The 21,823-nt window shown below is 46.4% G+C and carries 20 protein-coding genes and 1 pseudogene; 15 read left to right on the top strand and 6 right to left on the bottom strand.

Features of this window, described 5'->3' with window-relative positions; translation table 11 throughout:
• Nucleotides 1-123: 123 nt before the first annotated feature.
• The 4 genes from KI350_RS02620 to KI350_RS02605 all read left to right on the top strand — a co-directional run bounded on the left by KI350_RS02620 (nt 124) and on the right by KI350_RS02605 (nt 3,694).
• Complete coding sequence (locus tag KI350_RS02620) at nt 124-885, top strand: SDR family oxidoreductase (RefSeq protein ID WP_023855495.1); 762 nt, start codon at nt 124-126, stop codon at nt 883-885.
• Nucleotides 886-917: 32 nt separating this feature from the next.
• Nucleotides 918-1,604: a metal-dependent hydrolase gene (locus KI350_RS02615; RefSeq protein WP_020452572.1), complete on the top strand. Its 687-nt coding sequence runs from the start codon at nt 918-920 to the stop codon at nt 1,602-1,604.
• Nucleotides 1,605-1,721: 117 nt separating this feature from the next.
• Entirely contained in the window at nt 1,722-2,279 is a 558-nt protein-coding gene (locus tag KI350_RS02610) for a PadR family transcriptional regulator (protein WP_020452571.1), read from the top strand.
• A gap of 92 nt (nt 2,280-2,371) precedes the next feature.
• On the top strand, nt 2,372-3,694 hold the full coding sequence (locus tag KI350_RS02605; protein ID WP_020452570.1) for a CBS domain-containing protein: 1,323 nt from the start codon (nt 2,372-2,374) through the stop codon (nt 3,692-3,694).
• A gap of 28 nt (nt 3,695-3,722) precedes the next feature.
• On the opposite strand, the gene KI350_RS02600 is transcribed toward KI350_RS02605, so the two are convergent.
• Entirely contained in the window at nt 3,723-4,025 is a 303-nt protein-coding gene (locus KI350_RS02600) for a YtpI family protein (protein ID WP_023855494.1), read from the bottom strand.
• A gap of 146 nt (nt 4,026-4,171) precedes the next feature.
• On the opposite strand from KI350_RS02600, the gene KI350_RS02595 reads away from it, so the two are divergent.
• Complete coding sequence (locus KI350_RS02595; RefSeq protein WP_023855493.1) at nt 4,172-5,116, top strand: DHH family phosphoesterase; 945 nt, start codon at nt 4,172-4,174, stop codon at nt 5,114-5,116.
• A gap of 113 nt (nt 5,117-5,229) precedes the next feature.
• Here KI350_RS02595 and KI350_RS02590 read toward each other — a convergent pair whose 3' ends face one another.
• The 3 genes from KI350_RS02590 to ytrH all read right to left on the bottom strand — a co-directional run bounded on the left by KI350_RS02590 (nt 5,230) and on the right by ytrH (nt 6,363).
• Nucleotides 5,230-5,409, bottom strand: coding sequence for a YtzJ family protein (locus KI350_RS02590; RefSeq protein ID WP_020452567.1), 180 nt, complete (start codon nt 5,407-5,409; stop codon nt 5,230-5,232).
• 112 nt (nt 5,410-5,521) lie between these two features.
• On the bottom strand, nt 5,522-6,025 hold the full coding sequence (gene ytrI / locus KI350_RS02585) for a sporulation membrane protein YtrI (protein WP_026579084.1): 504 nt from the start codon (nt 6,023-6,025) through the stop codon (nt 5,522-5,524).
• Nucleotides 6,022-6,363, bottom strand: coding sequence for a sporulation membrane protein YtrH (gene ytrH, locus KI350_RS02580; RefSeq protein ID WP_065643635.1), 342 nt, complete (start codon nt 6,361-6,363; stop codon nt 6,022-6,024). Before ytrH ends, ytrI begins: the two co-directional genes overlap by 4 nt.
• A gap of 139 nt (nt 6,364-6,502) precedes the next feature.
• On the opposite strand from ytrH, the gene dnaE reads away from it, so the two are divergent.
• From dnaE to KI350_RS02545, 7 genes are all read left to right on the top strand, one after another.
• Nucleotides 6,503-9,847 (top strand): DNA polymerase III subunit alpha, encoded by a 3,345-nt coding sequence (gene dnaE / locus KI350_RS02575; RefSeq protein ID WP_065643671.1) that lies wholly within the window; start codon nt 6,503-6,505, stop codon nt 9,845-9,847.
• A gap of 142 nt (nt 9,848-9,989) precedes the next feature.
• Complete coding sequence (gene ystJ, locus KI350_RS02570; RefSeq protein WP_065643636.1) at nt 9,990-11,225, top strand: NADP-dependent malic enzyme; 1,236 nt, start codon at nt 9,990-9,992, stop codon at nt 11,223-11,225.
• A gap of 362 nt (nt 11,226-11,587) precedes the next feature.
• Nucleotides 11,588-12,463 (top strand): acetyl-CoA carboxylase, carboxyltransferase subunit beta, encoded by an 876-nt coding sequence (gene accD, locus KI350_RS02565; protein WP_065643637.1) that lies wholly within the window; start codon nt 11,588-11,590, stop codon nt 12,461-12,463.
• Complete coding sequence (gene accA / locus KI350_RS02560) at nt 12,448-13,425, top strand: acetyl-CoA carboxylase carboxyl transferase subunit alpha (protein ID WP_065643638.1); 978 nt, start codon at nt 12,448-12,450, stop codon at nt 13,423-13,425. Before accD ends, accA begins: the two co-directional genes overlap by 16 nt.
• Before the next feature lie 242 nt (nt 13,426-13,667).
• Entirely contained in the window at nt 13,668-14,627 is a 960-nt protein-coding gene (gene pfkA / locus KI350_RS02555; RefSeq protein ID WP_020452561.1) for a 6-phosphofructokinase, read from the top strand.
• Nucleotides 14,628-14,651: 24 nt separating this feature from the next.
• Nucleotides 14,652-16,409 (top strand): pyruvate kinase, encoded by a 1,758-nt coding sequence (gene pyk, locus KI350_RS02550; protein WP_065643639.1) that lies wholly within the window; start codon nt 14,652-14,654, stop codon nt 16,407-16,409.
• Between the two features lie 106 nt (nt 16,410-16,515).
• Nucleotides 16,516-16,902: an FxsA family protein gene (locus tag KI350_RS02545; RefSeq protein WP_020452559.1), complete on the top strand. Its 387-nt coding sequence runs from the start codon at nt 16,516-16,518 to the stop codon at nt 16,900-16,902.
• 42 nt (nt 16,903-16,944) lie between these two features.
• Here KI350_RS02545 and ytvI read toward each other — a convergent pair whose 3' ends face one another.
• Nucleotides 16,945-18,060: a sporulation integral membrane protein YtvI gene (gene ytvI / locus KI350_RS02540; RefSeq protein WP_020452558.1), complete on the bottom strand. Its 1,116-nt coding sequence runs from the start codon at nt 18,058-18,060 to the stop codon at nt 16,945-16,947.
• 101 nt (nt 18,061-18,161) lie between these two features.
• Between ytvI and KI350_RS02535 the strand changes: the two genes are divergently transcribed.
• Entirely contained in the window at nt 18,162-18,626 is a 465-nt protein-coding gene (locus KI350_RS02535) for a DUF441 domain-containing protein (RefSeq protein WP_020452557.1), read from the top strand.
• A 266-nt stretch (nt 18,627-18,892) separates the two neighbouring features.
• Nucleotides 18,893-19,040 (top strand): annotated as a pseudogene (locus KI350_RS02530) (transporter); the annotation flags it as partial.
• 255 nt (nt 19,041-19,295) lie between these two features.
• Here KI350_RS02530 and bglS read toward each other — a convergent pair.
• Nucleotides 19,296-20,027 (bottom strand): beta-glucanase, encoded by a 732-nt coding sequence (bglS, locus tag KI350_RS02525; protein WP_023855487.1) that lies wholly within the window; start codon nt 20,025-20,027, stop codon nt 19,296-19,298.
• Between the two features lie 626 nt (nt 20,028-20,653).
• On the opposite strand from bglS, the gene citZ reads away from it, so the two are divergent.
• Nucleotides 20,654-21,772: a citrate synthase gene (gene citZ / locus KI350_RS02520; RefSeq protein WP_020452555.1), complete on the top strand. Its 1,119-nt coding sequence runs from the start codon at nt 20,654-20,656 to the stop codon at nt 21,770-21,772.
• The last annotated feature ends 51 nt before the right edge of the window (nt 21,773-21,823 follow it).

Here is a 21,823-nt window from a genome sequence, read left to right as displayed (position 1 = left end):
CAGCGACGATTGCAAATTTCCCGATGCTCCACATGTGATATACTCTGGCTTTTGTAGTAAAGTATAGGTAGATACATGCAATCATTTGCGAATACCGAGAACCAATGCCTGGGAGGGAAAGATGTGCGCCATGCGTTAATTACTGCCGGTTCAAAAGGTTTGGGGCGTAAAGTGACGGAAGCCCTGCTTGAAAAAGGCTACTCAGTGACGGTGAATTACAGGCAGGACGAAGAAGCTGTCAGCCGCCTCAAAGAAAAATGGCGGTCATCCCTTGACCGTTTACAGTTTGTAAAGGGAGATGTCACCAAGAAAGAAGACCTGCTCCGGATGGTGAATGCCGCACTTGAGCGATTTGGAAAAATTGATCTTCTGATCAATAATGCCGGCCCATACATATTTGAACGAAAAAAGCTTGCAGATTATACTGATGATGAATGGTATGACATGCTTGAAGGCAACTTAAGCTCTGTCTTCCATCTGTTTAAAGCGGTTGTTCCGGTGATGAGGCGCCAGCGGTTCGGCCGCATCATCACATACGGATTTCAGGGGGCAGACCATGCGCCGGGCTGGCTGCATCGTTCCGCTTTTGGAGCGGCGAAAGTGGGGCTGGCTTCTTTAACAAAAACGATCGCCATTGAAGAAGCGGGCTCCGGCATCACAGCCAACATGGTTTGTCCAGGCAACATCGTCGGGGATATGAAAGAGGCTTCGATTTCAGAAGCGAGGGCGTCACTTGATGAGGAAACGCCGATCGGCAGGTCGGGAACCGGTGAAGATATCGCAAGGATCATCACTTTTCTATGCGATGAACATTCCGACTACATTACGGGAACAGTCATTGAAGCGACAGGCGGCTTGAATGTGATTAACCGTCATTCTCTTTAGACGTGCGAAATTAAAAAACAGGGGTGGATATGATGAAAGTGACATATCATGGTCATTCAGTGGTAACAGTTGAAACGGGAAATCATCAATTGATCTTCGATCCGTTTATTACAGGAAATTCTTTAACCGATTTAAAGCCGGAAGAGGTTAAAGCGGATGTTATTTTGCTGACCCACGGTCATAACGATCATGTCGGCGATACCGTCGAAATCGCCAAGCGAAATCATTCGCTCGTTGTAGCTCCGAATGAACTCGCGGTCTATCTGGGATGGAAAGGCCTGAATGTCCATCCGATGCATATCGGCGGCTCCCATCAGTTCGATTTTGGCCAAGTCAAGCTGACGCAGGCTTTCCACGGATCGGCTTATACGGAAGAAGACAGCCAAAAGATCGTCTATACCGGCATGCCGGCGGGGATCCTCTTGACTGTGGAAGGAAGGACGATTTTTCATGCAGGAGACACCGGGCTTTTCTCAGATATGAAGCTGATCGGTGAATTAAATCATATCGACCTCGCTTTCCTGCCGATCGGCGATAATTTTACGATGGGCCCGGAGGATGCCAAACTGGCCGCAGAATGGCTCAGGGCGAAACAGGTTGTACCGGTTCACTACTCGACGTTCCCCGTCATCGAACAGGACCCGCATGCATTTGCGGACAGCCTTCCCGGCGGCGTCGGAAAAGTGCTTGAGGTCGGTGAGTCAATCGAATTTAAATAAACTTGTTTTTAGAGGACCCGAATCCGGGTCCTTTTTTCGGTTGAACCGGTTATATGTCTATCAAAACATGTTAATGATGATATAATATAGGAATCGGATTGTTCTTGGGAGGATATTATGAGGGTATTGAAATACGCGATTTTGGGGCTCCTTGATCACGGGAGTTTGAGCGGCTACGATATGACAAGCCGCTTTAAAGCCGAATTGGGCCAATTTTGGAGCGCCAAGCACAGTCAGATTTATCCCGAGCTGAAAAAGCTGACGGATGAAGGATTTATCGAATATGAAACGGTGATCCAAGGCTCAAAATTAGAAAAGAAAATGTATTCCATCACAGAGGCCGGAAAGCGTGAACTTCACGGATGGCTTACGGAATTCAAACCGGTCCCCGATACGGTAAAAGATGAATTTATGCTGAAAGCTTATTTTATCTCTTCGATGGAACGTGATGAAGCGAAAAGGCTTTTTGCCGATCAGCTTCAAAAGCGGGAGGAGAAAGCCGTTTTTTTAAAAAATAAGCTCGAAGAATTGAAGCGCGAAGCGGGTGAATCGATAACTTTCCGCTCGCCTCATTTCGGCCATTACCTTGTATTGACCCGGGCGCTGGAGCGGGAAAACGGCTATTGCTCATGGCTTGAAAAAGCGCTTCTTCTGATGGAGAATGATCGCTCTTAGACGGACATGATGTTGCGAAGGCGGATTGCGGTTCAATTGCACAACCATTTATAATAAATATATCTAGCAGTCAGAGGATGAAGGTGAAACGATTGGCGACAAAACACGAACAGATTTTAAAATATATTGATTCTTTGTCCGTCGGCGAAAAAATCTCCGTCAGGCGGATTGCGAAGGAAATGAAAGTCAGTGAAGGAACTGCTTACAGAGCGATAAAAGAAGCCGAGAATAAAGGGTTTGTCAGCACGATCGAAAGGGTCGGAACGATCAGGATCGAGCAAAAGAAAAAAGAGAATATTGAAAAACTGACATACGCTGAAGTGGTCAATGTCATTGACGGCCATGTGCTTGGCGGAAAAGCAGGGCTTCATAAAACGCTCAACAAATTCGTCATCGGAGCGATGAAGCTTGATGCGATGATGAGATATACCGGGGCGGGCAACCTGCTGATTGTCGGCAACCGAATCGATGCGCACCGCCAGGCTTTGGAAGCGGGTGCTGCCGTGCTGGTGACCGGCGGTTTTGATACGGAGCCGGAGATTATTGAGCTTGCCGACAGGCTCGAGCTCCCGGTCATTTCTACAAGCTATGACACGTTTACTGTAGCCGCGATGATCAACAGGGCGATTTATGACCAGCTCATCAAAAAAGAGGTCGTGCTTGTCGAGGATATTTTGACCCCTTTGGAAAAAACGGTCTGCTTATCCCCTCATGAAAAGCTCGAAAGATGGTATGAGAAAAACTTTGAAACGGGGCATGGACGTTTTCCCATCGTTGACGAGCAGATGAAAATCCACGGCATTTTAACTTCAAAAGATGTTGCCGGATATGACCGCTCTGTATTGATTGAAAAAGTCATGACGAAAAACCCGATTACAGTAATCGGCAAAACGTCAGTCGCTTCAGCGGCGCAGATGATGGTCTGGGAAGGAATCGAAGTGCTTCCCGTCGTTGACGAGCGGCAAAAGCTGATCGGCATGATCAGCAGGCAGGACGTATTAAAGGCGCTTCAAATGATTCAGAAGCAGCCTCAGGTCGGCGAAAAACTCGATGACATTGTGACAGGCGGTTTCAAAGAATCGGACAATGACAAAAACAAGCCGGATCCGGTTTATCAATACGAAGTAACGCCGCAAATGACAAACCACTTGGGAACGATTTCCTACGGCGTGTTTACGACGATTTTGACCGAAGCTGCAAACCGTTTTTTGCGGTCGCACAAAAAAGGCGAACTCGTGATAGAGAGCATGACGATTTATTTTTTAAAGCCTGTGCAAATGGAGTCTGTCATTGAAATAAAACCGAACATTCTCGAAGCCGGGAGAAAGTTCGGAAAAATGGATATAGAAGTTTTTCACCAGGGTGCTCTCGTCGGCAAAGCGATGATGATGGTTCAGCTGATGGAAAGAAGCTAAGGGACGCGGCCAGTGTCCCTCTTTTCGCTTATGCGTTTTCCCGTTCGTTTTCTTTCGCAAGCAAAGGGACATAGTGCTTATAGGCTCTGTAGCCGGCCCACATGCTCCCGAGCCCGGTCAGCATAAAAATAACGCCGATGACGACAGCCAGCGTGCCGCGGTTTAAAAGCAGCTGATTGGCGCCGAAGAACATGATAAACAGGCCCAGACTCATGCTTGACTTGGCCGAATAGTATTCCCGTTCAATCGCTTTTTTGGTGCGCACATACCTTACTTTGAAGTACCCATAAGCTATCGCTGAAACCACAATGAAAAAAACAAAAAACGGCATAATCGACATCCTCCATTGTAAGTTTTACAAACCCATTGTATACATAATCGGGTTCGCTTTCTACAATAAAAAGTCATAACTTTCACTTTCCACCAACAACAGATTATGATTTAATGGTTAAAAACAAAGTAAAGAAGGGGCGCGTCATGAAAAAAGAAATCATCAGAACCATATCATTATATGACACGATCATTATACATAGACATGTGAGACCGGATCCCGATGCCTACGGATCCCAATGCGGCCTTGCGGAAATCCTGAGGGCAACCTATCCTGAAAAAAATATTTTCGCGGTCGGAACGCCCGAGCCTTCCCTCGCTTTTTTGTACACCCCGGATGTGATTGAAGACCCGGTGTATGAAAATGCACTTGTCATCGTCTGTGACACGGCCAATCAAGCGAGAATTTCCGATTCGCGCTACAACATGGGCGACAAGCTGATCAAAATCGACCATCATCCGAATGAAGACCAATACGGCGACCTTTTATGGGTGGATACGAATGCGAGCTCGACGAGCGAGATGATTTACGAACTGTATTTAGCGGGTAAAGAACAAGCGGGATGGACGCTTCCGACAAAGGGTGCCGAACTGATCTATGCCGGCATTGTGGGGGATACAGGGCGCTTCTTATTTCCGAACACGACAAAAAAGACATTGAAATATGCCGGAGAGCTGATTGAGTATCCTTTTAATTCTCAGGCGCTTTTTAATCAATTGTATGAGACGAAATTAAATGTTGTGAGGCTGAACGGTTACATTTACCAGAATGTTTCTCTGTCCGAAAACGGTGTGGCGTCGGTATTCATCACCCGTGACATTTTGCATCAATACAATATTACGCCGTCTGAAGCTTCACAGCTTGTCAGCACGCTCGGCAATATTTCAGGAATCAAAGCATGGGTGTTTTTTGTGGAGGAAGCCGACCAGATCAGGGTAAGGCTTCGTTCAAAGGGGCCGATTGTCAATGAAGTCGCTAAAAAATACAACGGCGGAGGCCATCCGCTCGCAGCCGGTGCTTCCATCTATGACTGGAAAGACACCGATCTTGTCATCGCTGACTTGGAGCGCATATGCAAAGAAAACAAATAAGAGGGGAAGTCCCTCTTTTTTTGTGCAGTTCAACTGCAAGCGTTTGCATTATATGTTGCGAAAAAGTAAGCAGCAAAGTGTAAGCAGATCATTTTACGCATCACAGCTGCTGCTTATTCAGGTATAAACCATGATCCGATATCTGTTACATCCTCATAAACATGGATGTTTTGGGCTCTTAACTCTCTTTTGATAAGGGACGCGAGACTTTCGGTTTCCGCATAAGCCGAGTAGCCCAGCTTGATCCGGTTGACTTTATCTCTTGCCAGCTGATGGTAACTGTAAATGTACATTCTGCTTTCCTCCCTTTTTAAAAAAACTTACATATCGCTTACTGTCAGTTTAAATTAAAATATGGAAAAAAGCGACGAATGCATGTAAATCGTAAAAAAAAATCCATAAATTTTATTCGGAAAAAGAGATTTTGATTTCAACGGAAAGCCGCGTATAAATCGTCAGTTCGGTGACTTTCGCTTTGTACGTTTTATCGTTTATCGTATACTCTTTATTTTCAATCGTCCGCTTTAAAAGCTCCTTCGTCCGGTAGACGCTTTCGATATCCTTTGTGATGACATCCGAAATGTTATCCCGGATATGCTCTTCAAAGTTCATCATGTCGGGCTGTGACAGCTTGTATTGCTTGCCGTTGATCAGCTTGACGTCGACGCTTTGAATCAGCAGTTTTCTTTTATTATCTTCATTCAGCTTATGAAGGTCCTCCCGGTAAATGGTGATCTGGTCATTTAAATCATTGATGCGCTCTTTCTGTTCCCTTATCAAGACGACCTGCTTCTCCTGAAAGGTGCCGTATGTAAACAGGAACACGACCCAGCTGATGATGGCTCCGCACATCATTCCCGCAAAAAAACGCTGCCAACCCGGTTTTTTATAATAAGGAGGGATTCTCATGAGGAAATATGCTCCTGTGTGAGCCAATTGATGATCAGATAACCGGTCTGTGCTCCTCCCATCGCTGAAAGAATCAGGAGAAGCTGCTTGACGATGTCTCTCGTATTGCCTTCGATAATGCCCCTTTCAAAGCTGTAAACCGCGTCAAACGTGCCGCCGATTGCGGCAACCAGCGCCCAGATTTTCAGCCGGTTTGCGAGGCTTGTAATAATCGTTAAAGGCGGCTGCCCCGACAGATAGGCGCCGATCCCTCCGATTATGCAACCGCCGAGAAGCACGCCAAGCGCAATAAAATAACAGCTGATAAAGTTTGGAAAAAAGGGCTGTTCAGGATCCATTCCGATCACCTCACCTTATCACACTATATGGATAAAGAAAGACAAGTATGATTGTTGATCAAAGAAAGAACATTTGTTTCTCATTCGATCCCATCATATAATGAAAAGAGACGGCTCGAAAAAGGAAGGGGTGACAGAAATGCCTTTTGTTCACCTGCAAGTACATAGCGGTTACAGCTTATTAAACAGCGCCGCTTCCGTGGAGGACCTCACGGCCAAAGCCAAAGAGCTGGGCTACAGCGCGATGGCGCTGACGGATGACGAGGTCATGTACGGGGCGGTGGAATTTTATAAATCATGCAAAAAACGCGGCATCAAGCCGATTATCGGGCTTACGGCCTCAGTTTTAACGGATGAAAAAGAACAGCTTTCATATCCGCTCGTTCTTTTGGCGAAAACAAACAAAGGCTACCAAAACCTGCTGAAAATCAGCAGCGTGTTGCAGTCGAAATCAAAAACCGGCATCAAAGAAAAATGGCTCAAAAGTTATCATGAAGGGCTCATTGCGCTGACAACGGGCGGGACAAGCCATGTTGAAGCGCTGTTGAAAGAAGGGCTGATCGAAGAAGCGAAGAACGCCGCCCTCCGCTGTCTTTCGATCTTCGGAGAAGGCAGCTTTTATTTGTCGTATCAGCCGTACAAGGGCGATCCGCTTCTTTCTGAACGCATTCTGGAGCTCAGCGAACATACGGGAATTCCGATTGCCGCAACCGGCGATGTACGCTACATCGAAAAAGAGGATGCGGCAGCTTATACGTGTTTAAAAGCGATTAAAGCGGGCGAGAAGCTGAACGAAGACATGAAGGCCGAAGGAGATCTGCATCTTGAGCTCAAGCCGCCCGCTGAAATGCTTGACATTTACAGGGATCGTCCGGACGCGTTGGAGAATACAGTCAAAATCGCGGATCTGTGCCAGGTGGACCTGAGCCTTGGCCAGACGCGCCTGCCGAAATATCCGGCGCCTTCCGGCAAGAATGCTGACGATTATTTGGCTGAGCTTTGCTTTCTCGGACTGGAAAAACGGTTCGATGCCGCTCCGAGGGAGTATGTCGAACGGCTTGAGTATGAGCTGAAAGTGATTCGCGACATGGCGTTCAGCGACTATTTTTTGATCGTCTGGGATTTCATGAAGTTCGCCCACGACAACGGCATTATCACAGGGCCGGGGCGGGGGTCGGCGGCCGGCTCTCTCGTCGCTTATACGCTGTTTATCACAGATGTCGATCCGATCAAGCACAAATTGCTGTTTGAACGGTTTTTAAATCCGGAGCGCATCAGCATGCCCGATATCGATATCGATTTTCCCGATACGAGAAGGGATGAAGTCATCCAATACGTGAAAAATAAATACGGGGCACTGCACGTAGCGCAAATTATCACGTTTGGTACATTGGCCGCAAAAGCGGCGCTCCGGGACGTCGGCAGGGTGATGGGCATCAGTCCGAAAGAAGCCGACCAGTTGGCGAAATTGATTCCGTCCAAACCTGGAGTGACGCTGAAAGAGGCGAGAGCTCTTTCTGTTGAACTGGACAAGCGCCTGAACGGGTCCAAGAAGCTTCAGGACATATTTAAAACGGCTCAGAAAATCGAAGGGCTTCCGCGGCATACGTCCATTCATGCGGCGGGCGTCGTGTTGAGCGAGGAGCCACTGACGAATATCATACCGATACAGGAAGGACATGACGGTGTATATTTAACGCAATATTCGATGGGCTATCTCGAAGACTTGGGACTATTGAAAATGGATTTTCTCGGCTTGCGCAATTTAACGCTCATTGAATCGATCAAAACGCTGATCGAAAAAAGCGAGCGGGTCACCATCGATTTTTCGGCGATTCCCTATGAAGATGAACAGACGTTTAAGCTGCTGTCAGAAGGAGATACGACAGGTATTTTCCAGCTCGAATCAGCCGGCATGAGAAACGTTTTAAAAAGGCTCAAGCCATCAAGCCTTGAAGACATTGTCGCTGTTAATGCCTTGTACCGCCCGGGCCCGATGGAAAATATCCCGCTGTATATCGAACGAAAGCACGGACGGGTTGCCGTGTCTTATCCGCACGAGGATTTGGCCGAGATTTTGAAAGATACATACGGCGTGATCGTTTATCAGGAACAGATCATGATGATCGCATCGCGGATGGCGGGTTTCAGGCTTGGAGAAGCCGATCTTTTGCGAAGGGCGGTCGGCAAAAAAAACAAGGAAATTCTCGATACAGAGAGAAATCATTTTATTAGTGGATGCTTGAAAAAAGGGTATTCCGTACAAGCGGCTAATGAAGTATACGATCTGATTGTAAAATTCGCCAATTACGGTTTTAACCGGAGTCATGCGGTTGCATACAGCATGATCGGCTACCAGCTCGCTTATTTAAAAGCGCATTACCCCCTCTACTTTATGTGCGGCCTCTTGACGAGTGCGATCGGAAATGAGGAAAAGCTTGCTCAGTACATCTATGAAGCGAAAGGGAAAGGGCTGCATGTTTTAGGTCCTTCCATTAATAAGAGCGGCTATCCGTTCGTCGTGGAAAACGGGGCGCTGCGCTACAGTTTAAGGGCTGTTAAAGGCGTCGGTATTTCGGCTGTGAAAGAAATCTACAGGGCGAGAAAAGAAAAGCCGTTCGCAGATTTGTTTGACTTTTGTGTCAGGACTTCTGTGAAAAGCGTGAACCGGAAAACGATTGAAGCTTTAATTTTTGCCGGAGCAATGGATGAATTCGGTGAAAACCGGGCTACTTTGCTCGCTTCTGTCGATGTCGCGCTGGAGCATGCCGAATTGTTTGCAGGTGACAATGATCAGCTCGGCTTCTTTCTCGATGAAGGCTTGACGATTAAGCCGAAGTACGCCGAGACGGAAGAAATGCCGCTCGTCGACCTGCTGGCACACGAGAAGGACACGCTCGGCATTTACTTTTCTGACCATCCGCTGAGCGTTCACCGCAAGAAGCTGGACCGTGCAGGTGCGCTGCCGATTATTCAGCTGCTCGCCTCCAGCCGTAAAAAGGCGGCTTTGGGCGGACTTTTGACGAAGATGAAGACGATCCGTACAAAAACGGGACAGACGATGGCTTTTCTGGAGCTGAGCGATGAAAGCGGGGAAATGGAGGCGGTTGTTTTTCCTGAACAGTTCAGGCAGCTTTCCCCGATCCTGGAAGAAGGCGTATCGCTTTTTGTGGAAGGACGTCTTGAGACAAGGAATGAAAAGCGCCAGCTGATCATCGCCGGGGCATCGCTCGTCGAATCGCTTCATGCGAAAAAGCAGCCGTCCGTCTATATTAAAGTGGAGGAAAGCCAGCACACCCATGATATCTTCAAGAAGATCAGCAGCATCCTGCTTGAACACAAAGGGGAGACGCCGGTCTGCGTCTATTATGAAAAACGAAAGCAAACGATGCAGCTGCCGGAAAGCTACAATATCAAGGCTGACCACGCTGCCCTCTACAGGCTGAAAAGCGTTGTAGGTGAGAAAAATGTCGTGCTCAGATAGCAGGTATTTTGAGCATTTTTGATCAAAAAAGCGGTCAATTGTGTTATCATTTTTAAGATTCTAGGGTTCGTCTTACAAGAATCTTAAGCAGAAAACGAAGCAAAGTTTTTGGCAAAATTCCCTTGAAGGAGTGTTTGTTAACATGTCATTGAAAGAAAAAGCGCTGCATATGCACAAAGTAAACCAAGGCAAATTGGAATCAAAATCAAAAGTGCAGGTTCGCAATGCGGACGATTTAAGCCTTGCATATTCTCCAGGTGTGGCTGAACCCTGCAAAGCGATTTACGATGATAACAGCAAAGTATACGATTATACAATGAAGGGAAACATGGTAGCAGTTGTCTCGGACGGAACGGCTGTGCTCGGCCTCGGCAATATCGGCCCTGAAGCCGCCCTTCCGGTTATGGAAGGAAAAGCGGTTCTTTTCAAAAGCTTTGCCGGTGTAGACGCTTTCCCAATCTGTTTAAATACATCTGATGTCGACAAAATTGTTGAGACGGTCAAGCTGCTTGAGCCGACATTCGGCGGCGTCAACCTTGAAGACATTGCAGCGCCGAACTGTTTTGTCATTGAAGAACGCCTCAAAAAAGAAACGAAAATCCCGGTGTTTCACGATGACCAGCACGGTACTGCAATCGTAACGGTAGCCGGTCTCGTCAATGCGCTGAAGCTGTCCGGCAAATCGATGTCTTCCGTCAAAGTCGTGGCAAACGGCGCCGGGGCAGCGGGAATTGCCATCATCAAGCTTCTTTATCATTTCGGCGTGCGCGATATCATCATGTGCGACACGAAAGGCGCGATTTACGAAGGCCGTCCGAACGGCATGAACGCTGTTAAAGAAGAAGTCGCAAAATATACGAACAAAAACCGCATAGACGGCTCGCTCAAAGATGTGATCAAAGACGCCGATGTCTTTATCGGAGTTTCCGTCGAAGGCGCTTTGACAAAAGAAATGGTTGAAAGCATGGCTGACAAACCGATCATCTTCGCCATGGCGAATCCAAATCCTGAAATCATGCCTGCTGAAGCGCATGAAGCCGGAGCAAGCGTCGTTGGAACGGGACGCTCTGATTTCCCTAACCAAGTGAACAACGTTCTCGCATTCCCCGGCATCTTCCGCGGGGCGCTCGACGTCCGCGCGACACATATTAACGAAGAGATGAAAATCGCCGCGGTTGAGGCGATCGCATCACTCGTTTCCGACGAAGAGCTGAGTCCCGAATATGTCATTCCGGCTCCGTTCGATCCAAGGGTCGCACCGGCCGTTGCTAAAGCGGTAGCGAAAGCCGCGATGGAAACAGGCGTTGCACGAATCGATGTCGATCCTGAAGAAGTCGCTGAAAAGACAAGAAAGCTTGCAGTAATTGAAGGGAAATAAAACTCCATTTTTGTGATCAGCGCGTGATTGCTCTGGCCTAAAGAGCCGTCACGCGCTGTTTCTCGAATATGATGTACAGTTTTTCCTCTTATTGGGGACACTTGTAAGGGAATATGCGGGTTGTAAAAAATTTTTTCAAATCGCTTTTCCGGACTTTTGTATCCGCTCTCAAGGCTGATATATCAATTTGTCAGTCTCTAACTGCATAAAGCGCGATCCGGCTGTTTGCCGGTCAAAAATGTCGAATTGAGGATGACACCGTTTGACAAAAAAAGTACAATAGTTTCGGTATAGTGATGTTCTAGTCTATAAACAGGACAGGCATACATGAAGAAAACCCTTCAGAAAAGGGAGGTAATCTTTTGTTAAAAGATATATTCAGCAAAAAGAAAAAAAAATACGCTTCCGTTCCCGCGGAATCAGCAAAGCAAGATGTACCGGAAGGGATCATGACAAAATGCCCGGATTGCAAAAAAATCATGCTCACAAAAGAGCTGGATAAAAACTTAAGGGTCTGCATGAACTGCGGTTACCATCTTCAAATGAACGCGAAGCAGCGTATAAAAAGCCTGCTGGACGATGGCTCCTTTGAAGAATTCAATCAGGATATGATGTCTGAAAACCCGCTGGAATTCCCAGGATACCTTGAGAAACTGCAAAAAGACCGGGAAAAAACGTCGCTGAATGAAGCGGTTGTCACCGGAAAAGGGACGATTGACGGATCTCCGGCAGTCGTTGCCGTGATGGATTCATCTTTCAGAATGGGAAGCATGGGGTCTGTCGTAGGCGAAAAAATTACGCTGGCGATCGAAAAGGCAAGAGAAGACAAAGTGCCGTTCATTATTTTTACCGCATCAGGCGGTGCGAGAATGCAGGAAGGCCTTCTCAGCTTGATGCAAATGGCTAAAACAAGCTCCGCTTTAAAGCTGTTCAGTGAAGAGCAGGGCTTGATCATTTCGGTGATGACACATCCGACAACAGGCGGTGTATCCGCAAGCTTCGCATCCCTCGGCGATTACAACCTAGCCGAGCCGGGCGCGCTGATCGGCTTTGCCGGAAGAAGAATTATCGAACAAACCATCCGTGAAGAACTGCCTGAGGATTTTCAGACTGCAGAATTTCTGTTAAAGCACGGACAGCTTGATTCCGTCGTTCACAGAGCAGACATGAAAAAAACGCTCGGCAGCATTTTGAAAATGCACCAAACTGGAGGTGATCTCGAGTGGCTGGAGAATTAGAATTTGAAAAACCGGTGGTCGAACTGCGTGAAAAGATCGCCGAATTGAAAAGGTTCACACAGGATTCCGATATGGATTTAAGCTCGGAAATTACGAAGCTTGAAGCTCGTCTTGAAAGGCTTGAAGAAGACATTTATACAAATCTGAAAGCCTGGGACAGAGTCCAGATTGCAAGGCATCCGAACCGTCCGACAACTCTCGATTATATCGAGCATCTCTTTACCGATTTTTTTGAATGCCACGGAGATCGTTATTTCGGTGATGATGAAGCGATTGTCGGCGGAATTGCCAAGTTCCGGGGCCTTCCTGTGACAGTGATCGGCCAACAGCGCGGCAAGGATACAAAAGAAAACATCCGCCGCAATTTCGGAATGCCGCATCCGGAAGGCTACCGCAAAGCGCTCAGGCTGATGAAGCAGGCCGATAAATTTAACAGGCCGATCATCTGCTTTATTGATACAAAAGGAGCATACCCTGGAAAAGCAGCTGAAGAGCGGGGGCAAAGCGAAGCCATTGCCAAGAACCTTTTTGAAATGGCGGGACTCTCTGTGCCGGTCATCTCGATCGTCATCGGGGAAGGCGGCAGCGGGGGAGCGCTTGCGCTCGGCGTCGCAAACCGCTTATTGATGCTGGAAAACTCAACTTATTCGGTGATCTCTCCCGAGGGAGCGGCTGCTATCCTCTGGAAGGATTCAGGACTCGCGAAAAAAGCGGCAGAAACAATGAAAATCACCGCTCCGGACCTTAAAGAATTGGATATTATAGATCATGTTATAAAAGAAGTAAGAGGCGGAGCACACCGCGATGTAGAGCAGCAGGCCGCCTACATCGATGAAGCGCTGAAAAACGAGCTTAAATCCTTGCTGAAACTGGATAAGAACGAGCTGATTCAACAAAGATATAACAAGTATAAATCAATTGGAAAAATTTCGACTGAAAACCAATATGTTGGGATAAAATAAATAAACGTGAGGCCTTTGGCTCACGTTTATTTTTTATGGATGAAGGTGAAAAGTGAAAGGATTGTGTCTTTCACCCGCGATTTTTCAAAGAGTTTGCTTAAAATTTATTTAAAAACTTTTTGTTTAATTGTATAATGAGTAAGGTTTTATAGGGATTTTCGGAAAATTTTCATCCCTTTTTCATTGTTTTAGCGGCAATGAACGTGTTAAGGTAAATTATATATGTTTTCGAGGTGAAAAAGATGAAACGTATCGGAGTATTGACGAGCGGCGGAGATTCCCCGGGAATGAACGCGGCGGTCCGCGCGGTTGTCAGGAAAGCGATCTACCATGACGTAGAAGTATACGGAATTTACAACGGGTATTCAGGTTTAATCAGCGGAAAAATAGAAAAGCTTGAAATCGGTTCTGTCGGAGATATCATTCACCGCGGAGGAACGAAGCTATATACAGCAAGGTGTCCTGAGTTTAAAACGGTAGAAGGACGGGAAAAAGGAATAGCGAATTTAAAAAAATATGGTATAGAAGGATTAGTCGTCATTGGCGGAGACGGTTCTTATATGGGAGCGAAAAAGCTGACAGAACACGGCTTTCCTTGTGTCGGAGTGCCGGGAACAATCGACAATGACATCCCTGGAACAGATTTGACGATCGGATTTGATACGGCGTTAAATACCGTTATCGATGCCATCGATAAAATCAGGGATACAGCTACTTCCCATGAACGTACATACGTGATTGAAGTAATGGGCCGCCATGCCGGGGATATTGCTTTATGGTCAGGTTTGGCAGGAGGCGCGGAATCCATTTTGATTCCTGAAGCTGACTACGATATGGAAGAAATTATTGCAAGGCTGAAAAGAGGGCATGAGCGCGGCAAAAAACACAGCATCATCATTGTGGCGGAAGGCGTCGGAAGCGGTGTTGAATTCGGCAAAAGAATTGAAGAAGCCACAAATCTCGAAACTAGAGTATCGGTGCTTGGACATATCCAGCGCGGCGGTTCTCCGACTGCAGCAGACCGTGTATTGGCAAGCCGTCTAGGGGCATTTGCGGTTGAACTGCTTCTTGAAGGAAAAGGCGGACGCTGTGTCGGAATTCAAAATAACCAGCTTGTGCATCATGATATCATTGAAATACTCGATCATAAACATACAATTGATCAAAGCATGTACCGCTTGTCTCAAGAACTGTCAATCTAGTGTAAAACCCGAGGAGGAAGCAATATGAGAAAGACTAAAATAGTTTGTACAATTGGACCGGCCAGCGAAACTGTTGAAAAGCTCACCCAGCTGATGGAAGCCGGAATGAACGTGGCGCGCTTGAACTTTTCCCATGGAGATTTCGAAGAGCACGGCGCAAGAATTAAAAACATTCGCGAAGCAGCCGGCAAGCTGGGAAAAGATATCGGTATCCTTCTTGATACGAAAGGTCCGGAAATCCGCACGAACACAATGGAAGGCGGTTCAATCGAACTGGAAGCGGGTTCTCAGCTGATCGTTTCAATGGAAGAAGTCATCGGTACACCTGAAAAAATCTCAGTTACATATGATGGGTTGATTCACGATGTATCAATTGGTTCAACAATTTTGCTTGACGATGGACTGATCGGACTTGAAGTAACAGATGTCAACAAGGACAAGCGTGAAATCGTCACGAAAGTAATGAACAGCGGAACGCTGAAAAACAAAAAAGGCGTGAATGTGCCGGGCGTCAGCGTCAATCTTCCGGGAATTACGGAAAAAGACGCTAACGACATTGTGTTCGGTATCGAGCAGGGTGTTGATTTTATCGCGGCATCTTTTGTGCGCCGTCCGTCGGATGTCCTTGAAATCCGCGAACTTCTTGAAGAGCACAATGCGGCAGATATTCAAATCATTCCAAAAATCGAAAACCAGGAAGGCGTTGACAACATCGATGCCATTCTTGAAGTATCAGACGGTCTGATGGTTGCACGCGGAGACCTCGGTGTTGAAATCCCTGCCGAAGAAGTGCCGCTCGTTCAAAAAGAACTGATCAAAAAATGCAATGCGCTTGGCAAGCCTGTTATCACGGCTACCCAAATGCTCGACAGCATGCAGCGCAATCCGCGTCCGACACGCGCGGAAGCGAGCGACGTTGCCAATGCGATCTTTGACGGAACTGACGCGATTATGCTTTCAGGTGAAACTGCTGCGGGAAATTACCCTGTTGAAGCCGTTCAGACGATGCACAATATCGCTTCCCGTTCAGAAGAAGCGCTCAACCATAAAAAGATCCTTTCTGCACGAAGCAAGCAAGTCAGCATGTCAATTACAGATGCCATCGGCCAGTCTGTGGCGCATACGGCAATCAACCTTGACGTGAATGCCATCGTCACACCGACAGAAAGCGGTCATACGGCGAGAATGATTTCCAAATATCGCCCGCAGGCGCCGATTGTCGCAGTTACGGTAAATGATGCGGTTTCAAGAAAACTGTCTCTAGTCTTCGGTGTTTTCGCAACAAGCGGACAAAACCACAGCTCCACTGACGAAATGCTTGAAAAAGCAGTGCAAAAATCTCTCGACACAGGCATCGTACGCCACGGCGACTTGATCGTTATCACGGCCGGAGCTGTCGGTGAAGCCGGCACAACAAACTTGATGAAAGTGTATGTTGTCGGAGACGTGGTCGCAAAAGGCCAGGGAATCGGACGCAAATCCGCGTTTGGTGAAGTGGTCATCGCTCAAAATGCACAAGAAGCGGATAAAAAAATGAAAGATGGCGCCGTTTTGGTTACAAAAAGCACGGATCGTGACATGATGGCGTCCCTTGAAAAAGCGGCTGCGCTGATTACTGAAGAAGGCGGTTTAACCAGCCACGCGGCAGTCGTAGGCTTGAGCCTCGGCATCCCTGTCATCGTCGGAATGGAAAATGCGACTTCCATTCTCAAAGAGGGAGAAGACATTACGGTCGACTCCGCCCGCGGAGCTGTTTACAAAGGACGTGCAAGCGTACTTTAATCGCTTATTGAAGAAGAAGGGAAGCTTTTCCCTTCTTTTTTTGCAGGCGGCACAAGCAAAACAGGGCGGCCGTTCGCTTCCATATTAGAATTATGAGGTGAAGACAATGAAGTTTTTCTTATTATTTCTCGTCATTTTTCCAGCGAGTGAAATCGGTCTGTTCCTCTTGTCCGCTAATTGGATCGGTGTCTTGCCGACCGTTTTGCTGATCATCTTGACGGGATTTCTCGGGGCCGCTCTCGCCAAAAAACAAGGAATCGAAGTTTACTACAAAGTTCAGCGCGATCTTCAGTACGGAAAAATGCCTGGGGATGCGATTTTGGACGGGCTTTGTATTTTCATAGGCGGCATGCTGCTTTTGCTGCCCGGCTTTTTATCGGATATCATCGGTTTACTGCTGCTGCTGCCGGCAACGCGCAGCCGTTTCAAACCGTTCATATCCCGCAAGCTGAAGAGGATGTCTGAAGGCAGGCGGATTAACATCATCAAATAACCCGATAAGCGGCGGCCCGCATTGGAAAAAGCAGGCTGCCGCTTATTTTTCATTTCCTTTAATAAACTGCCATACGTCTTTAAAAATACCTGTTGTAAAGAGAGCCTGAATGAGAACGAGAAGGGCGGGACCCATGATCAATCCGAGAAAGCCAAACAATTTGAAACCGGCAAACAGCGCGATCAATGTTCCCAAAGGGTGAAGTCCGATTGACCGGCTCAAAATCTTCGGTTCGGCCAGCTGCCTGAAGACGAGCACGACGATGTACAGGACTCCGAGGCCGATCGCGAGCGGCAGCTGCTTGGATGCTGCTAAATAGACGATCCACGGCACAAATACAGACCCCGCTCCCAAATACGGCAGCAGGTCGACCAGCCCGATGAGAAAAGCGATGGCGACAGCATGATTAACCTTCAACACAGAAAGCCCGATCAACACCAGCACCATCGTCATCGCCACAAGGGTAAGCTGGGCCTTCACAAAGCCTGCCAGCGCTCTTTTCAATTCCGCATAGACAGCCGCTGCACCCGAGATCAGCCGATCAGGAAGAACAGACCGCGCCTTGTTTTGTATTTTATGCAAATCTTTGCTGATAAAAAAAGTGGCTAGGAGCGAAAAGATCAGCACGGCCGCCATATTCGGCAGAAAGGCGAAAAAGAGGGGCACCATCTCAAGAATTTTTGAAAGAAACAAAGCGGTGCCTGATGCGAGTTCACTGCCCAAATTTTGGACCTGTGTAATGATCGATTCCTGCTGGGCGGCTTCGAGCCCGTCAAAAAAAGCGGCAAGCTGATTATACAGCGGCATGATTTGATTCGTAAAAAAAGATTCGATATAAAGAGCGGCTTTATTAAACTGGACGGGGAGTATTTTAGCCAAATGAGCCGTTCCAGAGACAATCTCGGCAACGACCAGGGTCAAAAAGCCGGCTCCGGCGATCAAAAAGCCGCATAGCACGATGCCGACATTAACGCCTCTCGGGAGCCCGGTCCGCTTATCGAGCCATTCCACAAAAGGGTTGATCATGATGGCGAGAATAAGCGCAATCACAAAAGGATAGGTTAACGGAAAAGAGTAGTAGCCGACCGCTCCGCAAGCAGCGGTCAAAAACAGCACATACACTGCCCGAAGCGCAGCTGTGAGATAGGATTGATTCAATTCTGCATCCTCCTGATATTAGAAAGCATGTCCTTATTTCATTTTATTCTTGAGTCCTGTTATTATGAGAAAGGTCATAAAAAAATGGAGTTGAATACAGCATGTTTACTCAAGCTAATTTATTTTTGATCCTGCTTTTGGCCATCGCATTAATCGCGAAAAATCAGTCGTTGATCATCGCGGTATCCGTCCTGCTTTTGATCAAGCTGACCGGCCTCGATCAAAAGCTGTTTCCGGCCATCCAATCCAAAGGGATTAACTGGGGAGTTACCGTTATTACAATAGCGGTCCTTGTGCCGATTGCCACTGGAGAGATCGGCTTTAAACAGCTTGGCGAAGCGATGAAATCATATTACGCATGGATCGCACTCGGGGCGGGTATTCTCGTAGCATTGATCGCCAAAAACGGGATCACATTGCTCGCGGAAGACCCGCATATCACCACCGCTCTTGTATTTGGAACGATTTTAGCGGTCGCTTTATTCAAAGGTGTTGCCGTCGGCCCGCTCATCGGTGCCGGGATCGCCTATCTTGTCATGCAGGCCGTCCAGCATTTTACATCTTAGAAATGCGGGCCAGCTCCCCCTGTTTCAGGGGGTTTTTTAGTTTGAAAAAAACGTTCGTAACTAAAAATAAACATACATAACGCAGTTAAAACTCCTGAAAATTTGTAAATAGAAGTCAGCTGGTGCAAAAAAATAAGGCCCTCTATAAAAGAGGGCTCAGTTTGTCAAAAACCTGTGTGGGGAAATATGACCGTTTATTTCGAATTTGTGGGTTTTTATTTGTGGAGTCTTCAGCAGGTAAGCTTGGATAAAAAGAAAAAATGATCTATCGTCTCTTTCGGGCTGAAACGCTTGCATCAGTTATCGCATCCTTTATTATGATGGCTGTCGAATTGGGAGTTCTGTTCAGTGCCGGAGAGTTTATTTTTTCTGCTAACTGAGACGCCGGATATGATTGCGGCGCGGACGGCAGCAAGTGATTTTAGTGAACGAAAGAGAAAAATTGCTAGAAAACAGAAAGAAATTGAAGAAACCATCAAAAAATTGAAGGATATGAAGATGTCATTTTCACAAAAGAAAGAGAACTAAAGAAGCAAAAAAAGCAAACCCAGAAAGAGGGCTGTCATCATCTCGATAAGATTGTATAAAAGACTAATCATGCCAACAACTTCTCATTACAATGATAAGAGCCTGCTAGGTTGAGGCAGCAGGCTCTTATCATTTTTGAGATTATTTTTTTGTATAACGCACCCAGTCGTAATGAGCGTATAGAGGTGTTACACCGTTGTAAGAACCGAGCCAGTCATCGACACCAATACCATTCCACAAGTTCATCATGATCTTTCCTGGCGTAGTCGGAATTTGGCTCGTCGCGGTATGTTTTAATTGCCCATCGACATACCATTTAATCGAGTTTGGCTGCCAATCGAACGCATACGTATGATAGGAATTGGATGCATCAAATCCGAGATCCACAAGCTTCTCATGGTTTCCTACACCATTCGTATAGTAGTTAAACTGAACCTTTGTTGTGTCTTTTCCTAAAAATTCGATATCAATCTCATCCCAAGGAGTTCCATCTGTTGGACCTGTGTAAGTGAAGAACGATGAAACGATCCCTACGTTTTTAGCTGGTTTCATTCTGACTTCATAAAGTCCATATCCATATGTTTGAACAGAGCGATTTTCCCCGCAGTCAAACTTGTTATAAGATGGACTTGTTAGCCCCAAACGCATTTCACCTAATGATGTCATTGATACGTTATTTGCACGCCAAGTGCAGTTGAACACACCTCCATTCGAATAACCATTTGCTTTCTGCCATACACCGGAGTTATAGCTGTTAAAAGGGTCAAAAAACGATCCGCCTGCTTGAGCCGAGGCAGTAGAAGTGACTGCAGACAAACTCAAAAACAATCCGGTGACAAGAAGCAGCAACACTCGTTTCATACGATAAGGCATGTGGCATTCCCCTTTCTTTGAAAACGTTTTCTTTATCGATCATACCTGATTCTTTTAAAAGGGAACATCAGTCAAAATAATGATAATAACTTTTCATTCATAAAAACTCCCCCCGTTTGTTTTAAAACGGATGAAGGGGATTTGCTGTAAAGTAACAAGTAAAAGATTTTATCTCTTTTTCTTTTGTTTATAAATTTATTATAGGTGAAAATCATAAACCGATTAGTATGAAAGAACTGGAGGAATACGTCTGTCCACTTTTAATAAAAATCCCTTCCCAAAACCTCCCTCAAATAGATACAGAAGAATACATGATTCTACAAAGCTGTCGATTGATAATAAATAACTACGAACCCTTGATTTATAAGGCTTTGAAAGCATTTTTGATCAAAAACCTACAAATTTATCAGATTATTGTTTATAATATAAATATGCTTAATCTTTATTAAGCATATCGGAGTATCGAACGGTATATAGAAACGCACGATTGTTTTATTTGAAAAACGATTTAATGTAAGCATTTTCTTTTTGGGTTGAAGAAGATGTATACAACATGCGTTGTTTTTGCTCCTAGGTTTTGGTTTAATTTTAAAAGGGGAAATTTTTAAAAAAAGGGAGAGATGAGTATGACAGCAACACGCGGCCTTGAAGGGGTAGTCGCCACTACATCATCAGTAAGTTCAATTATTGATGATACTCTTACATATGTAGGGTATAACATCGATGATTTGACAGAAAAAGCTAGCTTTGAAGAAGTTGTTTATCTGCTTTGGCATTTAAAGCTGCCGAACAAAGAGGAACTCGCAGAGCTTAAAAAACAGCTTTCTGAAAATGCCGGTATCCCCAAAGAAGTGATTGACCATTTCAAATCCTACTCGAATGGAAAAGTCCACCCGATGGCAGCTCTTCGGACAGCCGTTTCTTTACTCGGACTGTTTGACGAAGAAGCAGATCAAATGGATGCGGAAGCAAACTACAGAAAAGCGGTGCGTCTCCAAGCGAAGATGCCTGCGCTTGTCGCTGCTTTTTCAAGAATCCGCAAAGGGCTCGAGCCGATTGAGCCGAATCCGGAACTCGGTTTTGCCGCCAACTTTCTCTACATGCTGAATGGAAAAGAACCTTCACCTGTTGAAGTGGAAGCGTTTGACAAAGCCTTGATTCTGCATGCGGATCATGAGCTGAACGCATCTACGTTCACAGCCAGAGTATGCGTCGCGACGCTTTCAGACGTCTACTCAGGGATCACGGCCGCAATCGGGGCCTTGAAAGGTCCGCTTCACGGCGGAGCAAACGAAGCAGTTATGAAAATGCTTTCAGAGATTGGCGAGGTTGAAAACGTAGATTCATATATTCACGCCAAGCTTGAAAAGAAAGAAAAGATCATGGGGTTCGGCCACCGCGTATACCGCCAGGGAGATCCCCGCGCAAAACATTTGAAGGAAATGAGCAGACGTTTGACGAATTTAACGGGTGAAAGCAAATGGTATGAGATTTCAGAGCGGACTGAGGAAATCGTCACGTCTCAGAAAAAACTGCCGCCAAACGTAGACTTTTATTCTGCGTCGGTTTATCATAGCTTAGGAATCGACCATGATCTGTTCACGCCGATTTTTGCGATCAGCAGGGTATCAGGCTGGCTCGCTCACATTCTCGAACAGTATGAAAATAACCGACTGATTCGTCCGCGGGCTGATTACACCGGCCCTGACATGCAGACGTTCATTCCGATTGAAGACAGAAGCTGACCGTTTGAAAGGAGGCTGTTCGAGCTTTGTTCGGCCGGCCTCTTAACGGCT

The sequence above is a fragment of the Bacillus sp. J41TS8 genome (assembly GCF_018333035.1).
Lineage (GTDB): Bacteria > Bacillota > Bacilli > Bacillales > Bacillaceae > Bacillus > Bacillus paralicheniformis.
Note: the sequence above shows the minus strand (reverse complement) of the source record. Positions and strands in the feature narration are given on the sequence as shown.

Bases quoted from the DNA above. Each gene is read 5' to 3' on its own strand.
- KI350_RS02535 (WP_020452557.1), top strand. From the start codon at position 18,162: ATGTTTACTCAAGCTAATTTATTTTTGATCCTGCTTTTGGCCATCGCA.
- KI350_RS02590 (WP_020452567.1), bottom strand. From the start codon at position 5,409: ATGTACATTTACAGTTACCATCAGCTGGCAAGAGATAAAGTCAACCGG.
- citZ (WP_020452555.1), top strand. From the start codon at position 20,654: ATGACAGCAACACGCGGCCTTGAAGGGGTAGTCGCCACTACATCATCA.
- pyk (WP_065643639.1), top strand. From the start codon at position 14,652: ATGAGAAAGACTAAAATAGTTTGTACAATTGGACCGGCCAGCGAAACT.
- KI350_RS02610 (WP_020452571.1), top strand. From the start codon at position 1,722: ATGAGGGTATTGAAATACGCGATTTTGGGGCTCCTTGATCACGGGAGT.
- ystJ (WP_065643636.1), top strand. From the start codon at position 9,990: ATGTCATTGAAAGAAAAAGCGCTGCATATGCACAAAGTAAACCAAGGC.
- pfkA (WP_020452561.1), top strand. From the start codon at position 13,668: ATGAAACGTATCGGAGTATTGACGAGCGGCGGAGATTCCCCGGGAATG.
- KI350_RS02545 (WP_020452559.1), top strand. From the start codon at position 16,516: ATGAAGTTTTTCTTATTATTTCTCGTCATTTTTCCAGCGAGTGAAATC.
- KI350_RS02595 (WP_023855493.1), top strand. From the start codon at position 4,172: ATGAAAAAAGAAATCATCAGAACCATATCATTATATGACACGATCATT.
- dnaE (WP_065643671.1), top strand. From the start codon at position 6,503: ATGCCTTTTGTTCACCTGCAAGTACATAGCGGTTACAGCTTATTAAAC.
- KI350_RS02615 (WP_020452572.1), top strand. From the start codon at position 918: ATGAAAGTGACATATCATGGTCATTCAGTGGTAACAGTTGAAACGGGA.
- ytrI (WP_026579084.1), bottom strand. From the start codon at position 6,025: ATGAGAATCCCTCCTTATTATAAAAAACCGGGTTGGCAGCGTTTTTTT.
- ytrH (WP_065643635.1), bottom strand. From the start codon at position 6,363: ATGGATCCTGAACAGCCCTTTTTTCCAAACTTTATCAGCTGTTATTTT.
- KI350_RS02600 (WP_023855494.1), bottom strand. From the start codon at position 4,025: ATGCCGTTTTTTGTTTTTTTCATTGTGGTTTCAGCGATAGCTTATGGG.
- bglS (WP_023855487.1), bottom strand. From the start codon at position 20,027: ATGCCTTATCGTATGAAACGAGTGTTGCTGCTTCTTGTCACCGGATTG.